The organism is Stenotrophomonas sp. pho, from assembly GCF_006228405.1.
Lineage (GTDB): Bacteria > Pseudomonadota > Gammaproteobacteria > Xanthomonadales > Xanthomonadaceae > Stenotrophomonas > Stenotrophomonas sepilia.
The window spans coordinates 1179170-1204293 of record NZ_CP029759.1; the positions used below are offsets into that span (position 1 = coordinate 1179170).

16 protein-coding genes and 3 pseudogenes are annotated in these 25124 nt (G+C 66.9%); 11 read left to right on the plus strand and 8 right to left on the minus strand.

Annotated elements, in window-relative coordinates:
• Positions 1-74: 74 nt before the first annotated feature.
• Complete coding sequence (locus tag DL544_RS05540) at positions 75-482, minus strand: acyl-CoA thioesterase (protein ID WP_065178106.1); 408 nt, start codon at positions 480-482, stop codon at positions 75-77.
• A pseudogene (uvrA, locus tag DL544_RS05545) lies at positions 482-3474 on the minus strand (excinuclease ABC subunit UvrA). The gene DL544_RS05540 and the pseudogene uvrA overlap by 1 nt, the downstream one beginning before the upstream one ends.
• Positions 3475-3789: 315 nt before the next feature.
• Here uvrA and rplU point away from each other — a divergent pair.
• From rplU to cgtA, 3 genes and pseudogenes are all read left to right on the plus strand, one after another.
• Positions 3790-4098, plus strand: coding sequence for a 50S ribosomal protein L21 (rplU, locus tag DL544_RS05550; protein WP_005408557.1), 309 nt, complete (start codon positions 3790-3792; stop codon positions 4096-4098).
• 18 nt (positions 4099-4116) lie between these two features.
• On the plus strand, positions 4117-4380 hold the full coding sequence (gene rpmA / locus DL544_RS05555) for a 50S ribosomal protein L27 (protein ID WP_005415704.1): 264 nt from the start codon (positions 4117-4119) through the stop codon (positions 4378-4380).
• A 177-nt stretch (positions 4381-4557) separates the two neighbouring features.
• Positions 4558-5609: pseudogene (cgtA, locus tag DL544_RS05560) on the plus strand (Obg family GTPase CgtA).
• 194 nt (positions 5610-5803) lie between these two features.
• Here cgtA and rpsT read toward each other — a convergent pair.
• Entirely contained in the window at positions 5804-6073 is a 270-nt protein-coding gene (gene rpsT, locus DL544_RS05565; RefSeq protein WP_005408560.1) for a 30S ribosomal protein S20, read from the minus strand.
• Positions 6074-6190: 117 nt separating this feature from the next.
• Here rpsT and murJ point away from each other — a divergent pair, with 117 nt between their 5' ends.
• The 7 genes from murJ (at position 6191) to DL544_RS05600 (ending at position 15872) form a co-directional block, all read left to right on the plus strand.
• Positions 6191-7795: a murein biosynthesis integral membrane protein MurJ gene (gene murJ / locus DL544_RS05570; protein ID WP_095377769.1), complete on the plus strand. Its 1605-nt coding sequence runs from the start codon at positions 6191-6193 to the stop codon at positions 7793-7795.
• 75 nt (positions 7796-7870) lie between these two features.
• Complete coding sequence (locus DL544_RS05575) at positions 7871-8818, plus strand: bifunctional riboflavin kinase/FAD synthetase (protein ID WP_005415707.1); 948 nt, start codon at positions 7871-7873, stop codon at positions 8816-8818.
• Positions 8815-11646, plus strand: a complete 2832-nt coding sequence (gene ileS / locus DL544_RS05580; RefSeq protein WP_139726822.1) for an isoleucine--tRNA ligase — start codon at positions 8815-8817, stop codon at positions 11644-11646. The genes DL544_RS05575 and ileS overlap by 4 nt, the downstream gene beginning before the upstream one ends.
• Positions 11646-12170, plus strand: coding sequence for a signal peptidase II (lspA, locus tag DL544_RS05585; protein ID WP_005415709.1), 525 nt, complete (start codon positions 11646-11648; stop codon positions 12168-12170). The genes ileS and lspA overlap by 1 nt, the downstream gene beginning before the upstream one ends.
• Before the next feature lie 27 nt (positions 12171-12197).
• Positions 12198-13148 carry a 4-hydroxy-3-methylbut-2-enyl diphosphate reductase gene (gene ispH / locus DL544_RS05590; RefSeq protein ID WP_139726823.1) on the plus strand — a complete coding sequence of 317 codons (951 nt, stop codon included), beginning with the start codon at positions 12198-12200 and terminating at the stop codon, positions 13146-13148.
• 181 nt (positions 13149-13329) lie between these two features.
• Positions 13330-15213, plus strand: coding sequence for a M61 family metallopeptidase (locus DL544_RS05595; RefSeq protein WP_139726824.1), 1884 nt, complete (start codon positions 13330-13332; stop codon positions 15211-15213).
• Positions 15210-15872: a lysoplasmalogenase gene (locus DL544_RS05600; RefSeq protein WP_139726825.1), complete on the plus strand. Its 663-nt coding sequence runs from the start codon at positions 15210-15212 to the stop codon at positions 15870-15872. Before DL544_RS05595 ends, DL544_RS05600 begins: the two co-directional genes overlap by 4 nt.
• An 82-nt stretch (positions 15873-15954) precedes the next feature.
• On the opposite strand, the gene DL544_RS05605 is transcribed toward DL544_RS05600, so the two are convergent.
• The 5 genes from DL544_RS05605 to DL544_RS05625 are packed head-to-tail and all read right to left on the minus strand — an operon-like array spanning position 15955 to position 21962.
• Positions 15955-16662, minus strand: a complete 708-nt coding sequence (locus DL544_RS05605; protein ID WP_139726826.1) for a hypothetical protein — start codon at positions 16660-16662, stop codon at positions 15955-15957.
• A complete protein-coding gene (locus tag DL544_RS05610; RefSeq protein WP_139726827.1) occupies positions 16659-17615 on the minus strand; it encodes a hypothetical protein in 957 nt (318 codons plus the stop codon). The genes DL544_RS05605 and DL544_RS05610 overlap by 4 nt, the downstream gene beginning before the upstream one ends.
• Before the next feature lie 44 nt (positions 17616-17659).
• Positions 17660-20458, minus strand: a complete 2799-nt coding sequence (locus DL544_RS05615) for a TonB-dependent receptor plug domain-containing protein (RefSeq protein ID WP_139726828.1) — start codon at positions 20456-20458, stop codon at positions 17660-17662.
• 11 nt (positions 20459-20469) lie between these two features.
• Entirely contained in the window at positions 20470-21438 is a 969-nt protein-coding gene (locus DL544_RS05620) for a FecR family protein (RefSeq protein WP_139726829.1), read from the minus strand.
• Entirely contained in the window at positions 21435-21962 is a 528-nt protein-coding gene (locus DL544_RS05625) for an RNA polymerase sigma factor (RefSeq protein WP_080352916.1), read from the minus strand. The genes DL544_RS05620 and DL544_RS05625 overlap by 4 nt, the downstream gene beginning before the upstream one ends.
• Positions 21963-22198: 236 nt before the next feature.
• On the opposite strand from DL544_RS05625, the pseudogene DL544_RS05630 reads away from it, so the two are divergent.
• Positions 22199-25070 (plus strand): annotated as a pseudogene (locus DL544_RS05630) (autotransporter domain-containing protein).
• Positions 25071-25124: the final 54 nt, after the last annotated feature.

The following is a 25124-nucleotide window of genomic DNA, read 5'->3' on the forward strand; positions in this document are numbered from 1 at the left end:
GGATCGCTAGTGCCGGCCGCTGGCCGGCATGCGCGAAGCGTCTGGAGGTTGCCGGCCAGCGGCCGGCACTACCTTCAGGTGGAAGCGTTGCGGATCGCCTCAGGCAGCGGCGCGCTCTTGCCGGTCTGGGTATCCATCCAGACCACCACCACGTTGCCATCCGAGTACAGCTTCGATGCGTCCTGCTGGTCGACGATGCGGTGGCCGATGGTCACGCTGCTGTTGCCCAGGCGCTCGACGAACAATTCGACCACGATGTCGTTGGGCCACACGATCGGCAGCCGGTAATTGACGTTGGTCGCGGCCACGACCGGGGCGATGCGGTCGGTCATCGACACGCCGTCCACGCCCAGCATCCAGCGCACGCGCGCTTCTTCCAGGTAGGAAATGTACTTGGCGTTGTTGACGTGGCCCATGCTGTCCATGTCACGCCAGCGCACGCTGATCGGGATGCGGGCCAGGATCTTGTGTTCGCTGCTCATCAGGCGTCCTTCTTCTTCGACGTGCTCTTGCTGGCCTTGCCGGTGCTCTTGGCGGCCACGGCCTTCTTCGCCACCTTGGCCGGCTTCTCGGGCTTCACCTTGCGCGGCGGGCGGGCGTCGGGCTTGTTGGCCACGGCGGCCGGCTGCTCGGGCGCGCGCTGGTGGAGGGCAGCATGCGGGCCAGGAACTGGCCGGTGTACGACTGCGGGCAGGCCGCCACGTCTTCCGGCGTGCCGGTGACCAGGATGGTGCCGCCGCGGTGGCCACCCTCCGGACCCAGATCGACGATCCAGTCGGCGGTCTTGATCACGTCCAGGTTGTGCTCGATCACCACCACCGTGTTGCCTTCGTCGCGCAGCTTGTGCAGCACGCCCAGCAGCGCTTCGATGTCGTGGAAGTGCAGGCCGGTGGTCGGCTCGTCGAGGATGTACAGGGTGCGGCCGGTATCGCGGCGCGACAGTTCCTTGGACAGCTTCACGCGCTGCGCTTCGCCACCGGACAGCGTGGTCGCGCTCTGGCCCAGCTTGATGTAGCTCAGGCCGACGTCGACCAGCGTTTCCAGCTTGCGTGCGATCGACGGCACCGGCTCGAACAGCTTCAGCGCATCCTCGACGGTCATTTCCAGCACGTCGTTGATGTTGAAACCCTTGTACAGGATCTCCAGCGTCTCGCGGTTGTAGCGCTTGCCGTGGCAGACATCGCACGGCACATACACGTCCGGCAGGAAGTGCATCTCGACCTTGATCAGGCCATCGCCCTGGCAGGCCTCGCAGCGGCCACCACGCACGTTGAAGCTGAAGCGGCCCGGCGAGTAGCCGCGTGCACGCGCTTCGGGCACCTGTGCGAACAGTTCGCGCAGGGGAGTGAACAGGCCGGTGTAGGTGGCCGGGTTCGAACGCGGGGTGCGGCCGATCGGCGACTGGTCGATGTCCACCACCTTGTCGAACAGGTCCAGACCATCGATCTCCCTGTACGGGGCGATCGGGTGCGAGGAACCGTTGATCTCGTTGGCGGCCAGCGAGAACAGGGTGTCGTTGATGAGGGTCGACTTGCCGGAGCCGGACACGCCGGTCACGCAGGTCAGCAGGCCCGACGGAATCGCCAGGTCCACGCCCTTGAGGTTGTTGCCGCTGGCCCCGCGCAGGTGCAGGGTCATCTTCGGGTTCGGCTTGTGCCGGCGCGCCGGAATCTCGATCGCGCGCTTGCCCGACAGGTACTGGCCGGTCAGCGAGCGCGGTGCCTCCAGGATGTCCTGCAGGGTGCCCTGGCCGACGATCTCGCCGCCATGCACGCCTGCGCCCGGGCCGATGTCCAGCACGTAGTCGGCCAGGCGGATCGCGTCCTCGTCATGTTCGACCACGATCACCGTGTTGCCGAGGTCGCGCAGGCGGGTGAGGGTGCCCAGCAGGCGTTCGTTGTCGCGCTGGTGCAGGCCGATCGACGGTTCGTCGAGCACGTACATCACGCCGACCAGGCCGGCACCGATCTGGCTGGCCAGGCGGATGCGCTGCGCCTCGCCACCGGACAGGGTGTCGGCCTTGCGCTCCAGGGTCAGGTAATCCAGGCCCACGTCGACCAGGAAGCCGAGGCGTTCGCCGATTTCCTTGACGATCTTCGCCGCGATCTCGCCACGCCAGCCCGGCAGGCTCAGCTCGCTGAAGAACTTCAGCGCCTCGTCGATCGGAAGCACCACCAGCTCCGGCAGCGGGCGGTCGGCCACGAACACATTGCGTGCAGCCTTGTTCAGGCGCGCGCCATGGCATTCCGGGCAGGGTTGTTCGCTGATGTACTTGGACAGCTCTTCGCGCACCGCCGGCGATTCGGTTTCCTTGTAGCGGCGCTCGAGGTTGGGAATGATGCCCTCGAAGCGATGCTTGCGCTGGGTGCGGCCACCGGCTTCGGTGAAGTAGGTGAAAGTGATAGCTTCATCGCCGCTGCCGTACAGCACGGCCTGCTGCACCTTGTCCGGCAGCGAGTTCCAGGCCGCGTCGACGTCGAACCGGTAGTGCTTGGCCAGCGAAGCGATCAGCTGGAAGTAGTAGGCATTGCGGCGGTCCCAGCCGCGCACCGCACCGGCGGCCAGCGACAGCTCGGGGTGCACCACCACGCGCGAGGGATCGAAGAACTCGGCCATGCCCAGGCCATCGCAGCCGGGGCAGGCGCCCATCGGTGCGTTGAACGAAAACAGGCGCGGCTCCAGCTCCGGCAGCGAGTAATCGCAGACCGGGCAGGAGTATTTGGAGGAGAACAGGGTCGGCGCGGTTTCCGTGTTGTCCAGGCTCTGCACCGAGGCCATGCCGTCGCCCAGCTTCAGCGCGGTCTCGAAGCTCTCGGCCAGGCGCTGCTTGATGTCCTCGCGCGGGCGGAAGCGGTCGATCACCGCCTCGATGGTGTGCTTCTGGCGCAGCGCCAGCGGCGGCACCGCGTCGATCTCATGCAGCTCGCCGTCCACGCGCACGCGCACGAAGCCCTGCGCGCGCAGCTGGTCGAACACCTGGGCATGCTCGCCCTTGCGGTCGCGGATGACCGGCGCCAGCAGCATGTAGCGCTGTTCCGGGTCCAGGGTCAGCACCTGGTCGACCATCTGGCTGACCGTCTGCGCTTCCAGCGGGTAGCCGTGGTCTGGGCAGCGCGGGGTGCCTACGCGGGCGTACAGCAGGCGCAGGTAGTCGTAGATCTCGGTGATCGTGCCGACCGTCGAACGCGGGTTGTGCGAGGTCGACTTCTGCTCGATCGAGATCGCCGGGGACAGGCCCTCGATGTGGTCCAGGTCCGGTTTTTCCATCACGCTCAGGAACTGGCGCGCATAGGCCGACAACGACTCGACATAGCGGCGCTGGCCTTCTGCATAGATGGTGTCGAACGCCAGCGAGGACTTGCCCGAGCCGGACAGGCCGGTGATCACGATCAGCTTGTCGCGGGGCAGGTCGAGGTCGAGGTTCTTCAGGTTGTGCGTCCGCGCGCCGCGGATGCGGATGAAATCCATCGCCATGGGGGATCCGGTTGTGGGGGCGTTGGCTGGGTGCCGGGCCAGCAGGGAACGGCAATCGGTCAGCCTACCGAGGTGACCAGGTGGGGCAATGGGCGACAATGCCAGCCCGGTGTCTCACCTTGTGAGACAGGCCGACAGGCAGGGGTCAGATCCCTTTTCACGGGGTGAAAAGGGATCTGACCCCGTTCCGACGCCGCCCCTGCGGCGTTCAGGGGTTGACTTGACCCGCGCCCGATGATCTGCGTACAATCCCGCTCCTGTCCGCCCTCGATGGCGGCAGCTCAGACCACAATAACTACAGAGGAAGGCCTGGTCATGTACGCAGTACTGGTCACCGGCGGTAAGCAATACCGCGTGGCGCAGGGCGAAAAGCTCCGCATTGAAAAGCTCGAAGTCGAAGTCGGCAGCGAGATCAAGTTTGACAACATCCTGATGCTGGGTGACAGCGACGGCGTGAAGCTGGGCGATGCGCTGAAGGGCGCTGCCGTCACCGCCAAGGTCCTGTCCCAGGGTCGTGCTGACAAGGTCCGGATCATCAAGTTCCGTCGCCGCAAGCACCACATGAAGCGTCAGGGTCACCGTCAGTACTACACCGAAATCGAGATCACCGGCATCGCCGGCTAAGCATCAGGAGAAGCAGTCATGGCACATAAAAAGGGCGTAGGCTCCTCGCGCAACGGTCGCGACTCCAACCCGAAGTACCTGGGCGTCAAGATCTTCGGCGGCCAGGCCATCGAAGCCGGCAACATCATCGTGCGTCAGCGCGGCACCCAGTTCCACCCGGGTTCGGGCGTTGGCCTGGGCCGTGACCACACCCTGTTCGCCCTCGTGGACGGCAAGGTGGAGTTCTCGGTCAAGGGCGCCAAGAAGCGTCGCACCGTCAGCATCGTCTCGGCCGACGCCTGATCCAGGCATCGCCGGCACCCGTGCCCCGGCATGGGAGTGCTGCATGAAGAGCCCCGCTTCGGCGGGGCTTTTCGTTAGAGTTGAAGCAAGACCGGCCAGGCCGGGCTGCCGGCCATCGGCAGGCATAACATTCAAGGCGGCGGCCTGCAGGCCACGCCCATCGCAGGCATCGAAACAATGAAACTGGTAGACGAAGCAGAAATCGAAGTGTTCGCCGGCAACGGCGGCAACGGCTGCATTGGCTTCCGTCGCGAGAAGTTCATTCCGCTCGGCGGCCCGGACGGCGGCGACGGCGGTGCGGGCGGCAGCGTGTACATCCGCGCCGACGAAAACCTGAACACCCTGGTCGACTTCCGCCATGACCGCATCTTCAAGGCGCAGCGCGGCGAGAACGGCATGGGTCGCCAGGCCTATGGCAAGGGTGGCGAAGACCTGACCATCACCGTGCCGGTCGGCACCGTGGTGATCAACGTGGCGACCGATGAAGTCATCGGCGACCTGACCCAGCACGGCGATCGCCTGCTGGTGGCCAAGGGCGGTCGTGGCGGCCTGGGCAACATGCACTTCAAGAGCTCGACCAACCGCTCGCCGCGCCAGGCGTTGCCGGGCGAGCCGGGCGAGGAGCGCACGCTGAAGCTGGAGCTGAAGCTGCTGGCCGATGTCGGCCTGCTGGGCTTCCCCAACGCCGGCAAGAGCACCCTGATCCGCGCCGTTTCGGCGGCGACGCCGAAGGTGGCTGATTACCCGTTCACCACGCTGTACCCGAACCTGGCGTGGTGAAGGTGGAGAACCACCGCAGCTTCGTGATCGCCGACATTCCGGGCCTGATCGAAGGCGCTGCGGACGGCGCCGGCCTGGGTGCGCAGTTCCTGCGCCACCTGCAGCGCACCCGCCTGCTGCTGCACCTGGTGGACATCTCGCCGATGGAAGGCGGCGTGGAGGGCATTTCGCCGGTGGAGCAGGTGCGTGCGATCGAGCGCGAGCTGGGGAAGCACGATCCGGAACTGCTGAAAAAGCCGCGCTGGCTGGTGCTGAACAAGGCTGACCTGATGTTCGAAGACGAGGCGCAGGCCGCGGCCGAGCAGATCGTTGCCGAGCTGGGCTGGAAGGAGCCGTGGTTCCTGGTCTCCGCACTGGGTCGCGAAGGCACCTTCCCGATCATGAGCCGGATCATGGCCTTCTTCGATCACCAGAAGGAAGAAGAGCAGGAAGCCCGCGACGCGCAATGATGGCGTTGTGGTTCCATGCGGAAAACCCGGCTTCGGCCGGGTTTTTTGTTGCCGGGGTCAGATCCCTTTTCCGCTGGAAAAGGGATCTGACCCCGGACGTGTCAAAAGTCCCGGATCGCGGGCAACAAAAAACCCGGCCGGGGCCGGGCTTTTGTCTGCAGCCCAACCCCGAAGGGCAGGGCGGCAACGCCGGATCAGGCGGCCTTGAGGGCCTTGATGCGGTCGTTCAGGCGGCTCTTGTGGCGAGCAGCCTTGTTCTTGTGGATCAGGCCACGCGCGCTGAAGCGATCCAGGATCGGCTGGGCAACGGCGAAGGCGGCTTCGGCGCCGGCGGCATCGTTGGCGTCCAGCGCCTTGATCACTTTCTTGACAGCGGTGCGCAGCATCGAGCGCTGAGCCACGTTGCGCGCGTTGCGCACGACGGTCTGCTTGGCGCGCTTCTTGGCGGACTTGATATTGGCCACGGTGGTGGTTTCCTGAAAAAATCGGTGTTATGGGAACAGCAAGCTAGCTAGTATGATGGCGTAAGAAATGCACGTCAAGTCGATTGTCAAGAGGGACGCTGAGTGAGTTCACCCAAGTTGTTGCGGGGCCTGCTGTCGTTCAGCAGCATGACCATGGTCTCGCGCGTTCTCGGACTTGTCCGGGACTTCGTGGTGACCACCACGTTCGGCACCAACGCCATCACTGATGCTTTCTGGGTCGCCTTCAGGGTACCCAATTTCCTGCGTCGGTTGTTCGCCGAAGGGTCTTTCGCCACCGCTTTCGTGCCGGTGTTCACGGAAGTGAAGGAAACCCGCAGCCACGCCGAGCTGCGCGAACTGATGGCCCGCACCGCCGGCACCCTGGGCGGGGTGCTGATGCTGGTCACCGCACTGGCGCTGATCTTCGCGCCGCAGCTGGCCTCGGTCTTCTCCAGTGGCGTTGATACCGACCCGGTCAAGCAGGGCCTGCTGGTCGACCTGTTCCGCCTGACCTTCCCGTTCCTGCTGTTCGTCTCGCTGACCGCACTGGCCGGTGGTGCGCTGAACAGCTTCCAGCGCTTTGCCATGCCGGCGCTGACCCCGGTCATTCTCAACCTGTGCATGATCGCCGGCGCGCTGTGGCTGGCACCGCGGCTGGGCGGCACGCCGGAAAAGCAGATCCTGGCGCTGGGCTGGGCGGTGCTGGCCGCCGGCATCCTGCAGTTGCTGTTCCAGCTGCCCTCGCTGAAGGGCATCAACCTGCTGACCCTGCCGCGCTGGGGCTGGCGCCACCCGGGTGTGCGCAAGGTCATGACGCTGATGGTGCCGACCCTGTTTGGTTCCTCGGTGGCGCAGATCAACCTGCTGCTGGATACGGTGATCGCGGCCAAGCTGACCGACGGCTCGCAGTCGTGGCTGTCGCTGGCTGACCGCTTCCTGGAGCTGCCGCTGGGCGTGTTCGGCGTGGCGCTGGGCACGGTGATCCTGCCGGCGCTGGCCCGCCACCATGTCAGCACCGACCGCGAGGGCTTCTCGCGCTCGCTGGACTGGGGCCTGCGCATGACCCTGCTGATCTCGGTGCCGGCCATGCTGGGCCTGCTGCTGCTGGCCGAGCCGCTGATCGCGACCATCTTCCAGCACGGCCAGTTCAGCGCCTTCGACACCCGCATGACCGCGCTGTCGGTGTATGGCCTGAGCTTCGGCCTGCCGGCATTCGCCCTGCTGAAGGTGGTGCTGCCGGCCTTCTACGCCCGCCAGGACACCAAGACCCCGGTGCGCGCCGGCGTGGCGGCGCTGGTGGCCAACATGGTGTTCAACTTCGCCCTGCTGGCCGTGCTGTACCAGGTGATGGTGCCCGACGCGCTGAAGGCGCAGGGCGTGATGGCGGCCATCGGCAAGCAGCCGGGCCTGCACCTGGCACTGGGCATCGCCAGCGCGCTGTCCAGTTACCTGAACCTGGGCCTGCTCTGGTACTGGCTGGGCAAGACCGATGTCTACCAGCGCCGGCCGGGCTGGGGCGGCTATCTGCTGCGCCTGGTGCTGGCCTGCGCGGCCATGGTTGGCGTGCTGTTGGCCCTGCTGCACTGGCTGCCGGGTTTCTCCGCGATGCGTGTGTGGGAGCGGATCGGTGCCTTGGCGTTGCTGGTCGGCGGCGGCGGCGCGACCTATGCGGTGGCCATGCTGGCGATGGGCTTCCGCCCGCGCGACCTGCGCGGGCATTGATCGCGGCCCGTGGCGGCTATACTTCAGGGTTACACCATTGAAGCGGCGGCCCCGGTCGGGCCGGAACGAGAGTTGATGAGCAGGCTGTTCAGAAGCGTCGAGGGCGGGGAGCTGTTCCCCAACGGAAGCGTGGTCTGTATCGGTGCATTCGACGGCCTCCACCTGGGCCATCGTGCGCTGGTCCGCCACGCGGTCGCCCGCGCGCGCGCCTTGGGCGTGGCCGCAGTGGCCGTGGCATTCGAGCCGCTGCCGCGTGAATTCTTCGCCCAGGGCACGCCGCCGCCGCGGCTGACCCTGGCGCGCAGCAAGGTCGAGATCCTGCGCGAGCTCGGTGTCGATGCGGTCGGCCTGCTGCGCTTCGACGCGGCGATGGCGGCGATGCCGGCCGAGACCTTCGTGCGCCGGTTGCTGGTGCACCGGCTGGGCGCCCGCGAAGTCTGGATCGGGCCGGAGTTCTGCTTCGGCAACCGCCGCCGCGGTGATCTGGCACTGCTGCAGGAGATGGGCGCCGAACTGGGCTTCAGCGCCGGCGAGATTGAAGCGGTGGACCTGCATGGCGAGCGCATCTCCAGCACCCGCATCCGCCAGCTGCTGCAGGGGGGCGATTTCGCCCGCGCCAACGACCTGCTCGGTCGCCCGTATGCGATCAGCGGGCGCGTGGTGCGCGGTCGCCAGCTTGGCCGTACGCTGGGCTTCCCCACCGCCAACCTGCGCTTCCCGAAGACCCCGGCGCTGTCGGGCATCTACGCAACCTGGGTGCACGGCGTGTTCGACCAGCCGTGGCCGTCGGTGTCCAGCTTCGGCACTCGGCCGACGGTGGAGGGCGTGGAGCCGCTGCTGGAAGCCCACCTGTTCGATTTCCAGGGCGACCTGTACGGGCGCCACATCGACGTGGAGTTTGTCGCCAAGCTGCGCGACGAAGAGAAATTCAATGATCTGGCGGCACTGACCGACCAGATGCACCGCGACGCCGAACAGGCGCGCGCCCTCCTTTCCGAACATAGATTGCGAGCCACTGCGTGAGCCAGGACTACAAGACCACCCTGAACCTGCCAGCCACCGAATTCCCGATGCGCGGCGACCTGCCCAAGCGCGAGCCGGGCATTCTGGCGCAGTGGGAAGCGCAGGGGCTCTACCAGCAGCTGCGTGACAACGCCGCCGGCCGCCCGCTGTTCGTGCTGCACGACGGCCCGCCCTACGCCAACGGCCGCATCCACCTGGGCCATGCGGTCAACAAGATCCTGAAGGACATCATCGTCAAGTCGCGCTACCTGGCCGGCTTCGATGCGCCCTATGTGCCGGGCTGGGACTGCCATGGCCTGCCGATCGAGATCGCGGTCGAGAAGAAGTGGGGCAAGGTCGGCACCAAGCTCGATGCGGTTGAATTCCGGCAGAAGTGCCGCGAGTTCGCCGAAGAGCAGATCAACATCCAGCGCGTGGACTTCAAGCGCCTGGGCGTGACCGGCGATTGGGACAACCCGTACAAGACCCTGAGTTTCGACTTCGAAGCCAATGAGATCCGTGCGCTGGCCAAGGTCGTCGCCAACGGTCACCTGGTGCGTGGTGCCAAGCCGGTGTACTGGTGCTTCGACTGTGGCTCGGCACTGGCCGAGGCGGAGATCGAGTACCAGGAAAAGGAATCGCCGGCGATCGACGTGGCCTACGCCGCGCGCGATGCCCAGGCCATCGGCAAGGCGTTCGGCGTGAGCGTGCCGGCCGACGTCGAAGTGGCCGTGCCGATCTGGACCACCACCCCGTGGACGCTGCCGGCCTCGCTGGCGGTGTCGCTGGGCGCGGAAATCAAGTATGTGCTGGCCGAAGGCCCGGCCCACAACGGCAAGCGCCGTTGGCTGGTGCTGGCCGCCGCGCTGGCCGAGCGCTCGCTGCAGCGCTACGGCGTCGAGAGCGTCGTGCTGCACGGTGAAACCACCGGTGCGGCGCTGGAGAACCAGCTGCTGGCGCATCCGTTCTATCCGGAGCGCGACATCCCGCTGCTCAATGGCGACCACGTCTCCGACGAGGACGGTACCGGTGCGGTGCACACCGCCCCTGGCCACGGCCAGGAAGACTTCGTGGTCAGCCAGAAGTACGGCCTGCTGGACAAGTACAACGCCGGGCAGGTGACCCCGATCGACGGCCGTGGCGTGTACCTGGAATCGACCCCGCCGGCCGGTGAGGTGGTGCTGGCCGGCCAGCACCTGTGGAAGGCGCAGGAGGCCATCGTCGGCGTGCTGCGTGACAATGGTTCGCTGCTGGCCTTCCACCCGATCCGCCACAGCTATCCGCACTGCTGGCGCCACAAGACACCAGTGGTGTTCCGCGCGACTCCGCAGTGGTTCATCTCGATGGACAAGGCCAACCTGCGCAGCGATGCGCTGGCTGCGATCGACACTGTCGGCTGGTTCCCGACCTGGGGCAAGGCGCGCATCCAGAGCATGGTCGACGGTCGCCCGGACTGGACCATCTCGCGCCAGCGCACCTGGGGCGTACCGATCGCACTGTTCACCCATCGCCAGACCGGCGAGATCCACCCGCGCTCGGTGGAGCTGATGCAGCAGGTCGCCGACCGCGTCGAAGCCGAGGGCATCGATGTGTGGTACTCGCTGGACGCCGCCGAACTGCTCGGCGCCGAAGCGGCCGACTACGAGAAAGTCACCGACATCCTCGACGTCTGGTTCGATTCGGGCGTGACCCATGAAGGCGTGCTCGCCGCGCGTGGCTTCGGCAAGCCGGCCGACCTGTACCTGGAAGGCTCCGACCAGCACCGCGGCTGGTTCCAGTCCTCGCTGCTGACCGGCGTGGCGATCGACAAGCGCGCGCCGTACAAGCAGTGCCTCACCCACGGCTTCACCGTGGATGAGCACGGCCGCAAGATGTCCAAGTCGCTGGGCAACGGCATCGAGCCGCAGGACATCATGAACAAGCTGGGCGCGGACATTCTGCGCCTGTGGATCGCCTCGGCCGACTACAGCAACGAGATGTCGCTGTCGCAGGAAATCCTGAAGCGCAATGCTGACGCCTACCGCCGCCTGCGCAACACCGCACGCTTCCTGCTCGGCAACCTGGACGGTTTCGATCCGGCCCGGCACCTGCAACCGCTTGGGCAGATGGTCGCGCTGGACCGCTGGATCGTGCATCGCGCCTGGGAGCTGCAGGAGAAGATCAAGACGGCCTACGACGGCTACAACATGGCCGAGATCGTGCAGCTGCTGCTGAACTTCTGCAGCGTGGATCTGGGCTCGCTGTACCTGGACGTGACCAAGGACCGCCTGTACACCATGCCGACCGATTCGCACGGTCGCCGTTCGGCACAGAGCGCGATGTACCACATCGCCGAAGCGTTCACCCGCTGGGTGGCGCCGATCCTGACCTTCACCGCCGACGAGCTGTGGGGCTACCTGCCGGGCGAACGTGCCGGCCATGTGCTGTTCACCACCTGGTACGACGGCCTGGCGCCGCTGCCGGCCGGTGCCCAGCTCAACGCCGCCGATTTCGACCAGCTGCTGGCTGTGCGCGAGCAGGTGGCCAAGGTGCTCGAGCCGATGCGTGCAAACGGCGCGATCGGTGCCGCGCTGGAAGCGGAAATCACCATCGCCGCCAGCGAAGAGCAGGCCGCGAAGTGGCAGCCGCTGGCCGATGAACTGCGCTTCCTGTTCATCAGCGGCGACGTGCAGGTGCGGCCGGCGACCACCGACGAGGTGTTCGTCAGCGCCCAGCCGACCACCAAGACCAAGTGCGTGCGCTGCTGGCACCATCGCGCCGATGTCGGCAGCAACGCCGACCATCCGGAACTGTGCGGCCGCTGCGTGAGCAACATCACCGGTGCCGGTGAAGTGCGGAGCTGGTTCTGATGGCCGCGTCCCGTCCGCATCCGAACGCCCTGGTCTGGCTGCTGCTGTCGGCCGCCATCATCGGCCTGGACCAGTGGTCCAAGGCCTGGGTGCTGTCGAGCCTGCCGGAGTTCCAGCCGGTGGTGGTCATCGACGGCTTCTGGAACTGGTACCGCACCTACAACACCGGTGCGGCGTTCAGTTTCCTGAGTGACGCCGGTGGTTGGCAGAAGTACTTCTTCACCGCGCTGGCGATCGCCATCAGCGGCCTGATGGCCTGGTGGCTGCGCGGCACCGCCCGTGGCAACTGGAAGGCCGCGGTGCCGTATGCGCTGATCATCGGCGGTGCCATCGGCAACGTGATCGACCGCCAGGTGCACGGCCATGTGGTCGATTTTATCCAGTGGTACGTGGGCAGCTATACCTGGCCCTCGTTCAACATCGCCGATTCGGCCATCGTGGTGGGTGCCATCGGCATCGCCCTGTTTGGCCTGTTCGACGGCAAGTCCGCCAAAAAGGCGGATAATGCCAATCCGAAACCGTAAGCCGGCCGCTGCCGGGAGATTGAACTGATGGATGTGCTGCTCGCCAACCCGCGTGGTTTCTGTGCCGGTGTCGATCGTGCGATCGAGATCGTCAAGCGCGCGATCGAAACGCTGGGCGCGCCCATCTACGTCCGCCATGAAGTGGTGCACAACCGCTTCGTGGTCGACGACCTGAAGCAGCGCGGTGCGATCTTCGTCGAAGAGCTCGACGAGGTTCCGGACAACAACACGGTGATCTTCAGCGCGCATGGCGTCTCCCAGGCCGTGCGCCAGGAAGCCGAGCGCCGTGGCCTGAAGGTGTTCGACGCGACCTGCCCGCTGGTGACCAAGGTCCACTTCGAAGTCGCCCGCCACTGCCGTGCCGGCCGTGACGTGGTGCTGATCGGCCATGCCGGTCACCCGGAAGTGGAAGGCACCATGGGCCAGTGGAACCGCGAAGCCGGTACCGGCCAGATCTACCTGGTCGAGGATGTCGAGCAGGTTGCCACGCTGCACATCAACCAGCCGGAGAACTTCGCCTACACCACCCAGACGACGCTGTCGGTGGACGATACGCGCGGCATCATCGATGCGCTGCGCGAGCGTTTCCCGGCGATGCAGGGCCCGAAGAACGACGACATCTGCTACGCCACGCAGAACCGCCAGGACGCCGTGCGCGACCTGGCCAAGCGCTGCGACCTGGTGCTGGTGGTCGGTTCGCCGAACAGCTCCAACTCGAACCGTCTGAGCGAACTGGCCCGCCGTGAAGGTGTGGAGTCGTACCTGATCGACGGTGCGCACGAGATCGACCCGGCGTGGGTGGTGGGCAAGCAGCACATCGGCGTGACCGCTGGCGCCTCGGCGCCGCAGGTACTGGTCGATGGCGTGCTGGCGCGCCTGGCCGAGCTGGGTGCAACCGGCGTGGGCGAGCTGGAAGGCGAACCGGAATCGATGGTGTTCGCGCTGCCGAAGGAACTGCGTCTGCGCCTGGTCGACTGACCGGGAAGCGCCTCATCCACGCATGGCGTGGATCTACTGAAACTGCTCTGGTGGGTGCGAACCTTGGTTCGCACGCTTTTTGTCATGCGAGGATGGCCGGCCCGCCCATGACCTTTGGCCATGGGGCAGGGCACTTTACAGGCCTAGCATCGGAGGATTCTCCGCTGTTGGATGCTGCCCGATGAAGACCCGAGCCCTGGTGATGTCCGTGCTGTTCGCGCTGGCTGCTTCGCCTGCACTGGCGCAGACCTCGCCGCCTGCCGACGCCGCGGCTCCCGGCCTGCTGCGCATCGATGTGGATGCGCGCGATCTCGCTCGCCGCATCTTCAAGGTGACCGCCACCGTACCGGTCAAACCCGGTCCGATGACCCTGCTGTACCCGCAGTGGATTCCCGGCAACCATTCGCCCACCGGGCCGATCGACAAGCTGGCCGGCCTGCGCGTGACCGCCAACGGCAAGCCGTTGGCCTGGCAGCGCGACCAGTACAACGTCTATGCGTTCAAGGTAGACGTGCCCGAGGGCGTCAGCGAGATCGTCGCCCACTTCGACTTCCTGTCCTCGCAGGGCGGCAGCCAAGGCCGGGTGGTGATGACCCCGGAGATGCTCAACCTGCAGTGGAATGCCAACTCGCTGTATCCGGCCGGCGTCGATACACGCGACCTGCAGGCGCAGGCCAGCGTGATCCTACCCAAGGGCTGGTCGTTTGCCACTGCGCTGGAAACCGCGCGCCGCGACGGCGATACCGTGGTGTTCAAGCCGATCTCCTATGACCACCTGGTCGATTCGCCGTTGTTTGCCGGCGAGCACTACCAGCGCATCGATCTCGATCCGGGCGCGAAGGTGCCGGTGCACCTCAATGTGTTTGCCGACGAGGCCAAGTCGCTGAAGCCGAGCGAGGCACAGATCACCCTGCACCGCGCACTGGTGCGGCAGGCCGACAAGCTCTACGGTGCGCGCCACTACAACCACTATGAATTCCTGCTGGCGTTGACCGACCGTCTTGGTGGCATCGGCCTGGAGCATCACCGTTCCAGCGAGAACAGTGCCGACCCGGGTTACTTCACCGAGTGGGACGACAACGCCTGGATGCGCGATCTGCTACCGCACGAGTACACCCATTCCTGGAACGGCAAGTACCGGCGTGGCGCTGACCTGGCAACCGCCAACTTCAACACGCCGATGGGCGACAGCCTGCTGTGGGTCTACGAAGGTCAGACCCAGTTCTGGGGACAGGTGCTGGCGGCACGCTCGGGGCTGTGGTCGACGGCGCAGGCGCGCGACATGCTGGCCAATGTGGCCGCGACCTATGATCGCGGCCGCCCGGGCCTGGCCTGGCGCCCGTTGCAGGACACCACCAACGACCCGACCATCGCCCAGCGCCGGACGTTGCCGTACCGCAACTACCAGATGAGCGAAGACTATTACTCCGGTGGCCAGATGCTGTGGCTGGAAGTGGAGGGCAAGCTGCGCGAACTGAGCGGCAACCGCCGCAGCCTGGATGACTTCGCGCGCGCCTTCTTCGGGGTTGGCAACGGTGACTGGGACGTCAACCCCTACACCTTCGACGACGTGGTGGCGACCTTGAACGGCATCGTGTCGTACGACTGGGCGACGTTCCTGCGCGGGCGCCTGGACGGCCACGGTTCGTTGACCGGGGGGCTGGAACTGGCGGGCTGGAAGCTGGTCTACCGCGATACTCCGAACGACGCCTACAAGGCGCAGGAAAAGCGTGCCAAGGCCGCACTGCTGGCCTATTCGCTGGGCGCGACCGTGCTCGACAGCGGCGTGGTCGGCGACGTGATCTGGGACAGCCCGGCGTTCAACGCCGGTCTTGCACCCGGCATGAAGGTGATTGCGGTTGGCGGGCGCGAGTACAGCAGCCAGCGCTTGAAGCATGCGGTGGCGACGGCGGCCAAGGACAAGGCGCCGATCGTCCTGCTGGTGAAGCAGTTCGACCGCATCGAGACGATGAACATCGACTACCACGGTGGCCTGCAGTATCCGGTGCTGGAGCGTATCGCCGGCAAGCCTGACCGCCTGGCGGACCTGTGGAAGGCGCGATGAAACCGCGCGCCCGCGATGGCGTGATCCTGTTGATGGCGATCCTCGCCATCGTCGGTGCGTTCCTGCATGGCGACGGGCGCTGGCTGCACTGGCTGGCCAAGCCGGCGACCACGCTGCTGATCGCTGCCATCGCCTGGCGGGTGCGTGATCCTGCGCAGCCGTCCTACCGGCGCGCGGTGCTGGCCGGCATGCTGTTGTCGTGCCTGGGTGACATCGCGCTGATGTTGCCGATGGACGCGTTCGTACCGGGGCTGGTGGCGTTCCTGCTGGCGCACCTCTGCTACATCGTCGCCTTCCGTGAGGGCCTGCGTGCCGGGCGTGGCCTGCTCGCCGCCAGCATCCTGCTCGGTGCGTTCGCTGTACTCAATGTGCTTGGGCTGTGGCCGCACCTGCCTGCACCGATGCGTATGCCGGTGCTGGCGTACGTGGTGGTGCTGGCCTCGATGGCGATGTTGGCCTTGGCACGGCAATGGCGCAGCCCGCAGCCTGCCGTGGAAGCCCGAAGTGCGCCCTGGGCTGCCGTCGGTGCGCTGCTGTTCGTGGCCAGCGATTCGCTGCTGGCCTGGGACCGCTTCGCCGGCGGCCTGCCACTGGCCAGCCTGCTGGTGCTGTCCACCTATTACGGCGCGCAGTACGCCATCGCCCGTTCGGTGAAATAGAAAAAGGGGACGGAGGGGATTAAGTCGCAGACCGCACCAAGGCACATGCGACTTAATCCCCTCCGTCCCCTTTTTGCGTTGACTATCGTCGGTTCGCGTGGCCGGAACGCCCCTGTGCGTCGAACGAGAGTCGTGCGGACTGGCGATCGCCGGCGACCTCGTCCGGCAGCCACACCAGCCTGCCGCCCTTGCGCACGATCACATAGACGTGGCCGACGTCACCCGGCGTGGCCATCAGCGCGTTGCGCTGCGCCTGCAGCGCCTGGGCGACGCGTGGCACCGCCTCGAAATCGATGTTGGCCAGCGCCGTGCTGCTGCGGCGCAGGGTGATGGTGGGCGCGAAGCGCTGCGGATCGACCGGGTCACCCTTGCGCCACTGGCCGTGCTCGAAGTGGTAGCTGTCCACGTGCGTAGGTTGCTGCGGATCGACCAGATCCAGATTGATGCGGCCATCATCGTAGAAGCGGATGCTGTGGAACACCATCAACCGGTGCCCGGCCAGGGCTGGCATCTGTTCCAGTGCCTGGCGGGCGGCCAGCAGGTAGTCCGCATCGAACAAGCGGTTGCTGCGTTCGGGCATCGGCATCGACCGCGGTTCGGGAATCGGTGCGAGCGAAGCAGGCCGCTCGCGCGGTGGAGGCGTGGTGATCGGCGTGGTTGCGCGGTCATCCTGCACCGAATGGCCCATCGTTTCGGCAAGGGTCTGCAGTGCCCCGCCGGCAACGGCGACGCCGGCCAGCAACAGCAGCACCATCGAAAATACCAGTCGCGTCGAGGGGGGCTGCTTCATACACCCTCCAGGCGAACGTTGCCGCGATCTTCCGGGTCGTACAGCAGCGTGACCTGCTCGCGTGGAAGGTTGGCCAGCTCGATCAACGGGATGAAGCGGCGCACGTTCACCTGCTGTATGCCACCTTCGCGGTCGGTGTACTCCAGCTGGAACTCCACCTGCGGCTGCTCGTTGAGGTAGGTGCCGGTCTGGCGCAGCTTCAGCACCTTCGCATCCACGCCGATGCCGCGGTACTTCAGCGCGTCTCCGCGTGCATCGGCCTGCAGCAGGCGCCCCAGGACGCGCAGGCCCAGGGCGTAGCCGCACAACACCAGCGGGCACACCAGCAGTGGGTGGCCGAAGGACATGAACGTCCAGCCCAGGCCCTCACTCTGCAGCCGATAGGCGAGCACGTAGGCGCTGGCAACCACGACGATGCCGATGACCGCGCCGGCGCCGCGGCGCCAGAGGCTGGCGACATCAAGTTCGGGCTGGGCGCCCTCCAGCACCACATTGGGGAACGCACCCGGCGTCCGGCTCAGGCGAACCTCGATGCGCTGGCCGGCCACGAAACGCTGCAGCTGCGGTTTGCTGTCCACCACCAGCATCTGTTCATTGATCGGCGTGCCGGACAGGTTCTGGAAGCCAAGCTTCAGTCTCCACTGCGCGAAGCCGCGCACCTGCACGCCGGTCTGCTCGGCCTGTTCGATGAACGCATCACGCGGCTCACCGTCGGCCAGGATGGTGCGCACCCGATGCAGCGCGCGCGGCGGGCCCAGCAGCAGGTAGTGCAGGAAGGCGAGCAGCAACGCGAGCCACAGGGCCAGCGACAGGGCGAGCAGCAGCAGGGCCAGCCATGGCGCGCTGCGGTCGGCCAGTGGCACCGGCCACGACGTGCCGAAGTAGAGGATGCAGGGGAAGGGCAACGCGAAGAACAGCAGGAACGCGCCCCAGAACCAGAGATAGGCCTTCATGGGGTGGTGGGGACCGATGGAACAGGGCGCGTAGGGTACTACGCTCAGCGGATCTGCAGGGTCAGCAGGAAGTAGCGGCCAAGTGGATCGTCCAGCCCCGGCATCTGGCCGCCATTGCCGACCAGGTAGTTCACCGGTTGCGTGTCGAGCACGTTGTGCACGTCCAGCGCGGCGACCACGCGCGGCCCCAGCCGCCTTGCCAGGTGCAGGTTCCAGCGCAGCTGCCGCGGATTCATGCAATGGTTCTGCTCGCGCTGTTCCTCCGGGCATTCCGCACCGGGCAGCCAGGCACGCGTGCGCCCTACCTGGTTGCCGCGCAGGGCGATGTCCCAGTTGCTGTTCTGCCACTGCACATTGAGCACGGCGGCCATCGCTGGCGTGACATGGCCACGCAGGTCCACCGTCGCTTCGTGGCCACGCTCGCGGCGCAGTTCCTGCTGCTTCAGCGCATCGAGCGAGAACAGCCACTGGCCGGTGCTGCCGGTGTCGATGTGGTACTCCCCGCGCAGAACAAGGTTGCGCGACGTGGTGCGGCCGATGTTGTCGAAGGACAGGCGCAGGTTGTGCAGGTTGCCGTCCTCGTCCAACTCCCACGTGCTTGAATTCCACACTGCGTCGGCCGGTTGCAGGGCCAGGATCTCGTTGCGCAGTTCGACGATGTTGTGGGTCAGCGACAGTGAAAACGCATCGGTCGGTGTCCAGGTCGCACCCAGGGAATGGCTGCGCGACCGCTCCGCTTTCAGCGCATCGTTCTCCACCACGTCCACGGTTACGCTGCAGCGTCCGTTGCCGTTGCTCTGCGCGCAGTTGGGCAGTGCGCTGGAGGCGGGTAGTTCGATCGCGCCGAAATAGCCCGGCGGCCGCCGTTGCTCGAACAGGCTGGGGGCCCGGTAGCCGCGCCCGGTGGCAAGCAGGAATGACCACTGCGGTGTCGGGCTCCAGCGTACGCCCACGCGGGGCGAGAAAGCCTGGTAATCGCCATCGCGGTCCCAGCGTGCTGCCAGGTCCATGCGCAGCGTGCGCGCCAATGGCAGGCCGAGTTCGGCGTAGGCACCGCCACTGCGGCGTGACAGGTGGCGTTGTTCCTGTGGCAGGCCCAGCGCCAGGTCGCCCTGGCTCAGCAGCGCGTCGGGATGCGACGTCCAGCGTTCCTGGCGCAGGTCGATGCCGGTGGCCACTTGTGCAGCACCGCCGGCCAATGGCATCAACTCGCGCTGCATGCCCCACCAGCCCTGCCACTGCTCGGTGCGCCCGCGGTTGCGGATCGAAGGGAACAACTGCGCGGCGGTCTCTGCCGGCAACGAGGTGAAGCCGGGCAGGAAATCCAGCGTCTCGGCAGCGCGCAGCAGTGGTTGGGCGCGCACGGTGCCGGATGTCGTCAGGGTGACATCGCTGCGCTGTGCGCTGATGCCGGCATCCCAGCTGCGGCGGCCCTGGTCGCGGCCCATGCCGAAGGTGACGTCGGCATCGGTGGCACGTACATGCGGACGCACGTTGCCGGCTTCGCGCAGCACGCTGTTGAAGGTGAACCCATAAAGCCCGATGGCTACGGCGGTCGGGCCGAGGTCGAAGCGTTGCCGGTTGTGGCTGGCCCGCGCCTCGGCGTAGGCGTAGCGGCCTTCGCCGCGCTCATGCCGATAGCGCAGGTAGGCCGAGGCGGTGTCCGAGGCCGGTTGCAGCGAACGCGGGCGTGCGCTGTCAAACCAGCAGGCACCATCGCGCCGTTTCAATGGCCCTTCGCAGCGCTTTGCCGGCCAGTAGCGTCCATCGCGGAACGCGCCGATCAGGTACTGCGAGGTTTCCGCATGCCATTCGCGGCGATCGCCGGCCACGTGGTCGATGCGATGCAGGTCGACGCCAGCGAACCAGCGGTCCCCTCCGTCGCGCACGCCACCGGTGGCCGCCTGCAGGCGATACTGGCCGGCGTCGCCGCGCCCGCTCAGGCCGGTCTGCAGCATGGCTTCAGGGCCATCGGCCTGGTCACGCAGGATGATGTTGACCACGCCGGACATCGCGTCGGCACCATAGATGGCCGACGCACCGCCACGCACCAGTTCGATGCGCTCGACGAAGCTGAGCGGGATGCCCCCCAGGTCGGTGAGCCCGCCCTGTTCCAGCGACACCATCGGATAGCGTGGCAGGCGCCGGCCATTGACCAGGAACAAGGTCGCACGCGGACCCATGCCGTCCAGGCTGGTGGTGGTGGCCGCACCCACCGGCAGGTACTGCGAATCGCCACTGCGCGAGGTGCTCATCGCCGGGTGGCCGTTCATGCCCGGCAAGTGCCGCAGCAGGTCGAACAGGCTGCCGTAACCGCTGCGCAGGATGTCATCGCGGTCGATGATGGTCACCGGCAGCGTGGTCTGCACGGAGGTGCGCGGCAGCCGGCTGCCGGTGACATGGATCGGCGCCAGCTCCACCTGCGGTGGCGTCTCGGGCACCCCGCCCGGCGACGGTACCGCGGGCATCGCACGCGTCGCGACCGGCGGGGGCGATGGCGGTGCTGGCCGGGTGCGGCGGACGACGAATCCACCGGCAGGCGTGCGCAGGATGGTCACCGGCATGCCGGCGACCAGTTCCTTCAGGGCCGTGGCCGCATCGCGTTGGCCATGGGTGCCGGCCGTGCGCAGGCCATCCAGTTCACGCGCATCGAACAGCAGGGCGATGCCACTCTGGCGCGCCCATTGCTGCAGGGCCGGTGCGAGTGGGCCTGAACCCACATGGACCTCCAGGGTGCCGGCCTGTTCGGCTGCATCGGCAGAGGGCAGCGCGGCGATGCTCAGCGCGAAGCAGAACAGGGTGCAGAGCAGCCCCTCCCGCAGCGCGCCCGGTACTGCCTTCACTGCAGGCCTCCTCAGTACGTGCGGCGCAGTTCCAGCGCGCCATCCGGTCGCGTCTGGCCAGCTACCGACCAGCCCAGTTCCAGCGCCGACAGCAGTTCCTGCGCATCGCCGGCACGGAAGGTGCCACTCACGGCCAGGCTGGCGATCTCGGGATCGGCGATCACCAGCGGCGTGCGACCGTAGCGGTTCATGCGCTCGACCACGATCGACAGCGGCGTGGCATCGAACACCAGCTGTCCCTGCAGCCAGCCTTCGGCAGCGGCATTGGACGACAGCGCCGGGCCGGGCTGGAAGCGGCCCGATGGCAGCACCTGCAGCTGCTGGCCGGGTGCCAGGGTGTGCTGCGTCCCCCCATTGCTGACTTCCACCGCACCTTCCAGCAGTGCGACTTCGACCAGGCCGTCGTTCAGGCGCTCCACCTGGAAGGTGGTGCCGATGTCGCGGATGGTGCTGTCGCCGGCGCGCAGCTGCAGCGCCTTGCTCGACGGTGCGACCTGCAGCTGTACGCGGCCCCGTTCCAGCACCAGGTTGCGATGGCGCCAACCGAATCGGGCATGCAGCGTGGTGCCCGCATCCAGCGTGGCCACGCTGCCATCGGCCAGCGTCTGCTGCCGGGGCTGGTGGGAATCGTTGGCATAGCGCAGCGGCGTGGGGTTGCCGTCGATGGCGACCATCCAGCCGATCCCGATGGCCAGGCAGACGCCTGCGGCGGCGGCCACTGCCGGCAGCCAGCGACGCTGTGCCGGCCGTGCCGCACGTGCTGCGGCGGTGCGCAGCCACGGGTCAGCGGCCAGTTCTTCGCCCCGCTGGAACAGGGTCTCGGCCTGGATCCAGGCGCTGACATGGGCCGGGTCCTCGGCCAGCCAGTCCTCGAACCTCTCTCGCTCGCCCGGCGTGCAGTCCGGAGCCTCCAGCCGCGCCACCCAGGCGCTGGCGCGTTCAAACATCAGGGTGTCTTCCCTGGGGCTGGCGTGACTCATCCGTTGTCCCTGTCGTTGTGCAGCGGATCCGATCCGAGTTCCTGGCGCAGGCCCTGCAGGGCGCGGGCGATATGTTTTTCCACGGTCTTGGCGGTGATTCCACAGTGCCGCGCGATCTGCGTATAGCTCATGCCGGTGATCCGGTTGAGCAGGTACACCTCGCGCGCGCGCTCGGGCAGCTTGAACAGGGCCTGCCGCAGCAGGGACAGCATCTGCCCGGACTCGGCCTGGCGCAATGGATCGGGCGACGTGCTGGAGGGCTCGTCGCCGCCATCGTGTTCGGCAAGGGACAGGTGTGGCCGCGACTGCGACGAGCGGCCACGGTCTGCCAGGCGGTTGCGGGCGATACGATACAGCAGCAACCGCAGCTCGTCGGCACTGTGCGCGCGATAGCGGATCAGCCGCTCCATGCAGTCCTGCGCGATGTCCTCGGCATCCTCCGGCCCAACGCCGCGCGTGCGCAGGAAAGCGCACAACGGCGCGCGTTCTTCCCGTACGAACGCAATGAACGCGTCCGTCGGCACGGACAGGTCCGGCGCGCGATGGATCAGAGGAGAGGGGGTGGACAGGGCTGGCCTCGGGCGTCGGTGGCGGGTGCGTCTTCGAGTTTTACGCGACGATGACCGGATGGGGAAGAGTGTGCATGGCCCCTGATTCCATTGTGAATGCATTCATGTTTCGGGGGCTGGTGCGCTGGGGGAGTTTGCGCCGCCCGGACGTTGAACTCCTGACCCGTGTGTTGCGGGTGGAGAGAGAACACATGAAGCATTCGAAGTTGAGCCTGGCCCTGGCCGGGCTGATGGGCATCACCGCCATGGCGGCGGTTGATGACGTCATGGCAATGAATTATCACGTGCGGGACGATCGCGTCTTCCTCAGCGGCGGCGTCACCGTCGCCGACGTGGTGGCGCTGCCCGCGCTGCTGGCCAAGGCACAGGCTGAAGGCCGTCCGATCCGCGAAGTCGTGCTGCGCACATCCAATGGTGGCGCGCTGATCGCCGGCGAGTGGCTGCAGGCGGTGATCCGCACCCAGGGCCTGGACACCATCGTGTCCGGCCACTGCATCTCGTCCTGCTCGATCATGCAGTCCGGTGGCGTCAACCGTTACCTCGGCGGCGATCTGCCACTGATCGACTCGGTGCAGATCCACGCCGCCAGCAGTGGCGGCAAGATCACCTATGCGCCGTCAGCGCGCATGACCCAGATCTACACAGGCAACTACGGCGGCGGCATGGATGCGGGCCTGTTGCACAAGGCGATGTATGAAGTGGTTCAACCCAATGGCCTGCTGGTATTCCGCGACCCGGCGCGCACCACGGGTACGTCGGTCACCTTCGATCCGGATGGCAGCGGCAGCAAGCTGGAGTCGTTCCCGGGCCAGGACATCCGCGGCAACAACATCATCAACACGGCAGGCTATCGCGATCCGGGCGACACCCTGCATGTCACCAGCAACGTCAGCGGCGACATCAACCCGGGCTACCTGCGCACCGCACGCCAGCTGCAGGCCTTCGTCGACGACGATTTCGCGCGCTGGAACACCGACTGGGCCAGCACCTACATCAACTACGCGGTGAGCCTGTACAACGTCTCCACGGGGGGGCGAACGGTATCGGCGCGCAGTCGTTGCAGCAGCTGCTCGCCGATCCCGACGTCCAGAATGAACTGCGCGGTCAGCTGCGGCTGGCCGATCTGGATGCCTCAACCCTGGCCAGTTCGGCGGGCGTGATCCGTGTCAGCAATGGCGCTACCTGGCGCACCGCCGAAACCACTGGCGCCGATTTCATTCTGGTGGACAACGGCACCATCGCACTGGAGGGTGGTGCGCTGCGCACCCCCGAGCTGCGCGTGATGCCGGGCAGCATCGTGGTCGGCCATGGTGATATCGCATCGGTCGGCACCGACAGCGATGCGCTGCTGGATGGCACCGGCCCGTCCTACCGCGAAGACGGCTTCAACCGCCTGCGCGTGTTCGGCACGTTGATGCCGCGTGGTGGTGATCTGGTGACCCACGGCTACGTCAACATCATGCCCGGCGGGCAGGTGCTGTTCGATGTTACCGAAACCGGTGGTACCAGCAGTGGCCGCCTGCGCGTCGGCAGCTTCTACGATGGCGGCTCCGAGGAGGGTGCGCTGGTGATCGCGCAGGGCGCACATCTGGCGCTGAACGTGGCCCAGGGCTTCTATGCCGGCACCTACCGTCGCGACCTGGTGGAAGGACCGATCTACCAGGGGGGCTTCCAGGATGCCGTGCGGCTGGGCGATGCCGGCTACAGCGCCAGCATCACGGCCGGTGAAGTGTTCCGCCCGCGCCACAATTCGCTGCTCAGCTTCAACGTCAACCAGACCGCCGACGGCCTGTGGCTGACCGCCAACCCGGGCTTCGATCAGCTGGGCCTGTTCGCCAACGGCACCTCCGGCGACGGCCTGGGGCGCGCGCTGGCCGCTGCAGCGGACCGCCAGGACAGCGGCCTGAAGTCGTTGCTCGGCGCGCTGCAGTTCAGCGACCGCGATGTGATCGCACAGCAGGCTGGCGCCCTGCGCGGTGATGCGCATGCCAGCCTGCGCCTGGCCGACAATGCACTGATCGGCAGCATCGGCAACGTGGTGCAGCAGCACCAGGCAGCGATGCGCAGTGGCGGCGATGCAGACGGGTTGGCTTCGCAGGCGGCGCAGTCGGTGTCGGCGCAGCCGGGCATGCGCCATGGCAGCCTGTTCAGCCAGCTGGCCATGCATCTGGTCGAGCCGGCGGGCGAGGCTGCTGGCGACAGCCGCGTGGCGGGGCGCAGCCATGGCCTGTGGGCACGCGGTTTCGCCAGCCATGGCCGCATCGATGCCGACGGCGGCGTGGCCGGCCTGAGCCATAACATCGGCGGCATCGTGGTCGGTGCCGACACCCGCGTGGCCGATGACCGCGTGACCCTCGGCGTGAGCGTGGCCGCCGCCGACATGTCGACCAAGGCCAGCGACGGCTCCGGCTTCAGTGGCGACGTACGCGCGCTGGATGTGGGCGGCTACCTGGATGCGACCTATTCGCGGGCTACCTGTCGGCTGCCGTGCGCTACACCGACCTGCGGCATGACACCCGCCGCAGTGTCGGCGGCATTGATGGGCTGCAGCAGCCTCTGCGCGCGAAGTACAGCAACGATGCCATCTCGGCACGGGTGGAGCATGCGTTCTCCTTCACCACTGGAAAGGGCCTGGTGATCCAGCCGCTGCTGCCGGTGGTGGACTACGCACGGACCTCGGCCACCCGTTTCAATGAAGGGCAGGGCGCCGGTGCGCTGGTGGGCCGCAGCGGCAGCCTGGAGAGCATTCGTGTGGGTGCCGGCCTGCAGCTGTTCAAGACCTTCGAAGGCAACAACGGTGAGCGCATTACCCCGCGTGCCCGCGTGGTCTGGCAGAAGGAACTGGGTGACACCCAGGCCCGCTACAGCACCGGCTTCGCCGCAGCTCCGGACCTGCTGTTCGGTGCCAGCAGCCAGGCCGTGGGCGAGCAGGTGCTGGCCTGGAACGTCGGCGTGACCAGCCGCGCCAGCGAGCGCCTGTCGATCATGGCCGACTACGTGGGTGAGCGCCGGGACGGGCAGATCCAGAACGGCGTGATGCTGGGCCTGGGCTATCGGTTCTAAGTGGTACCCGGCCCCGGCGATATGCGTATCGCCGGGGCCATCCCATCAGGGCAG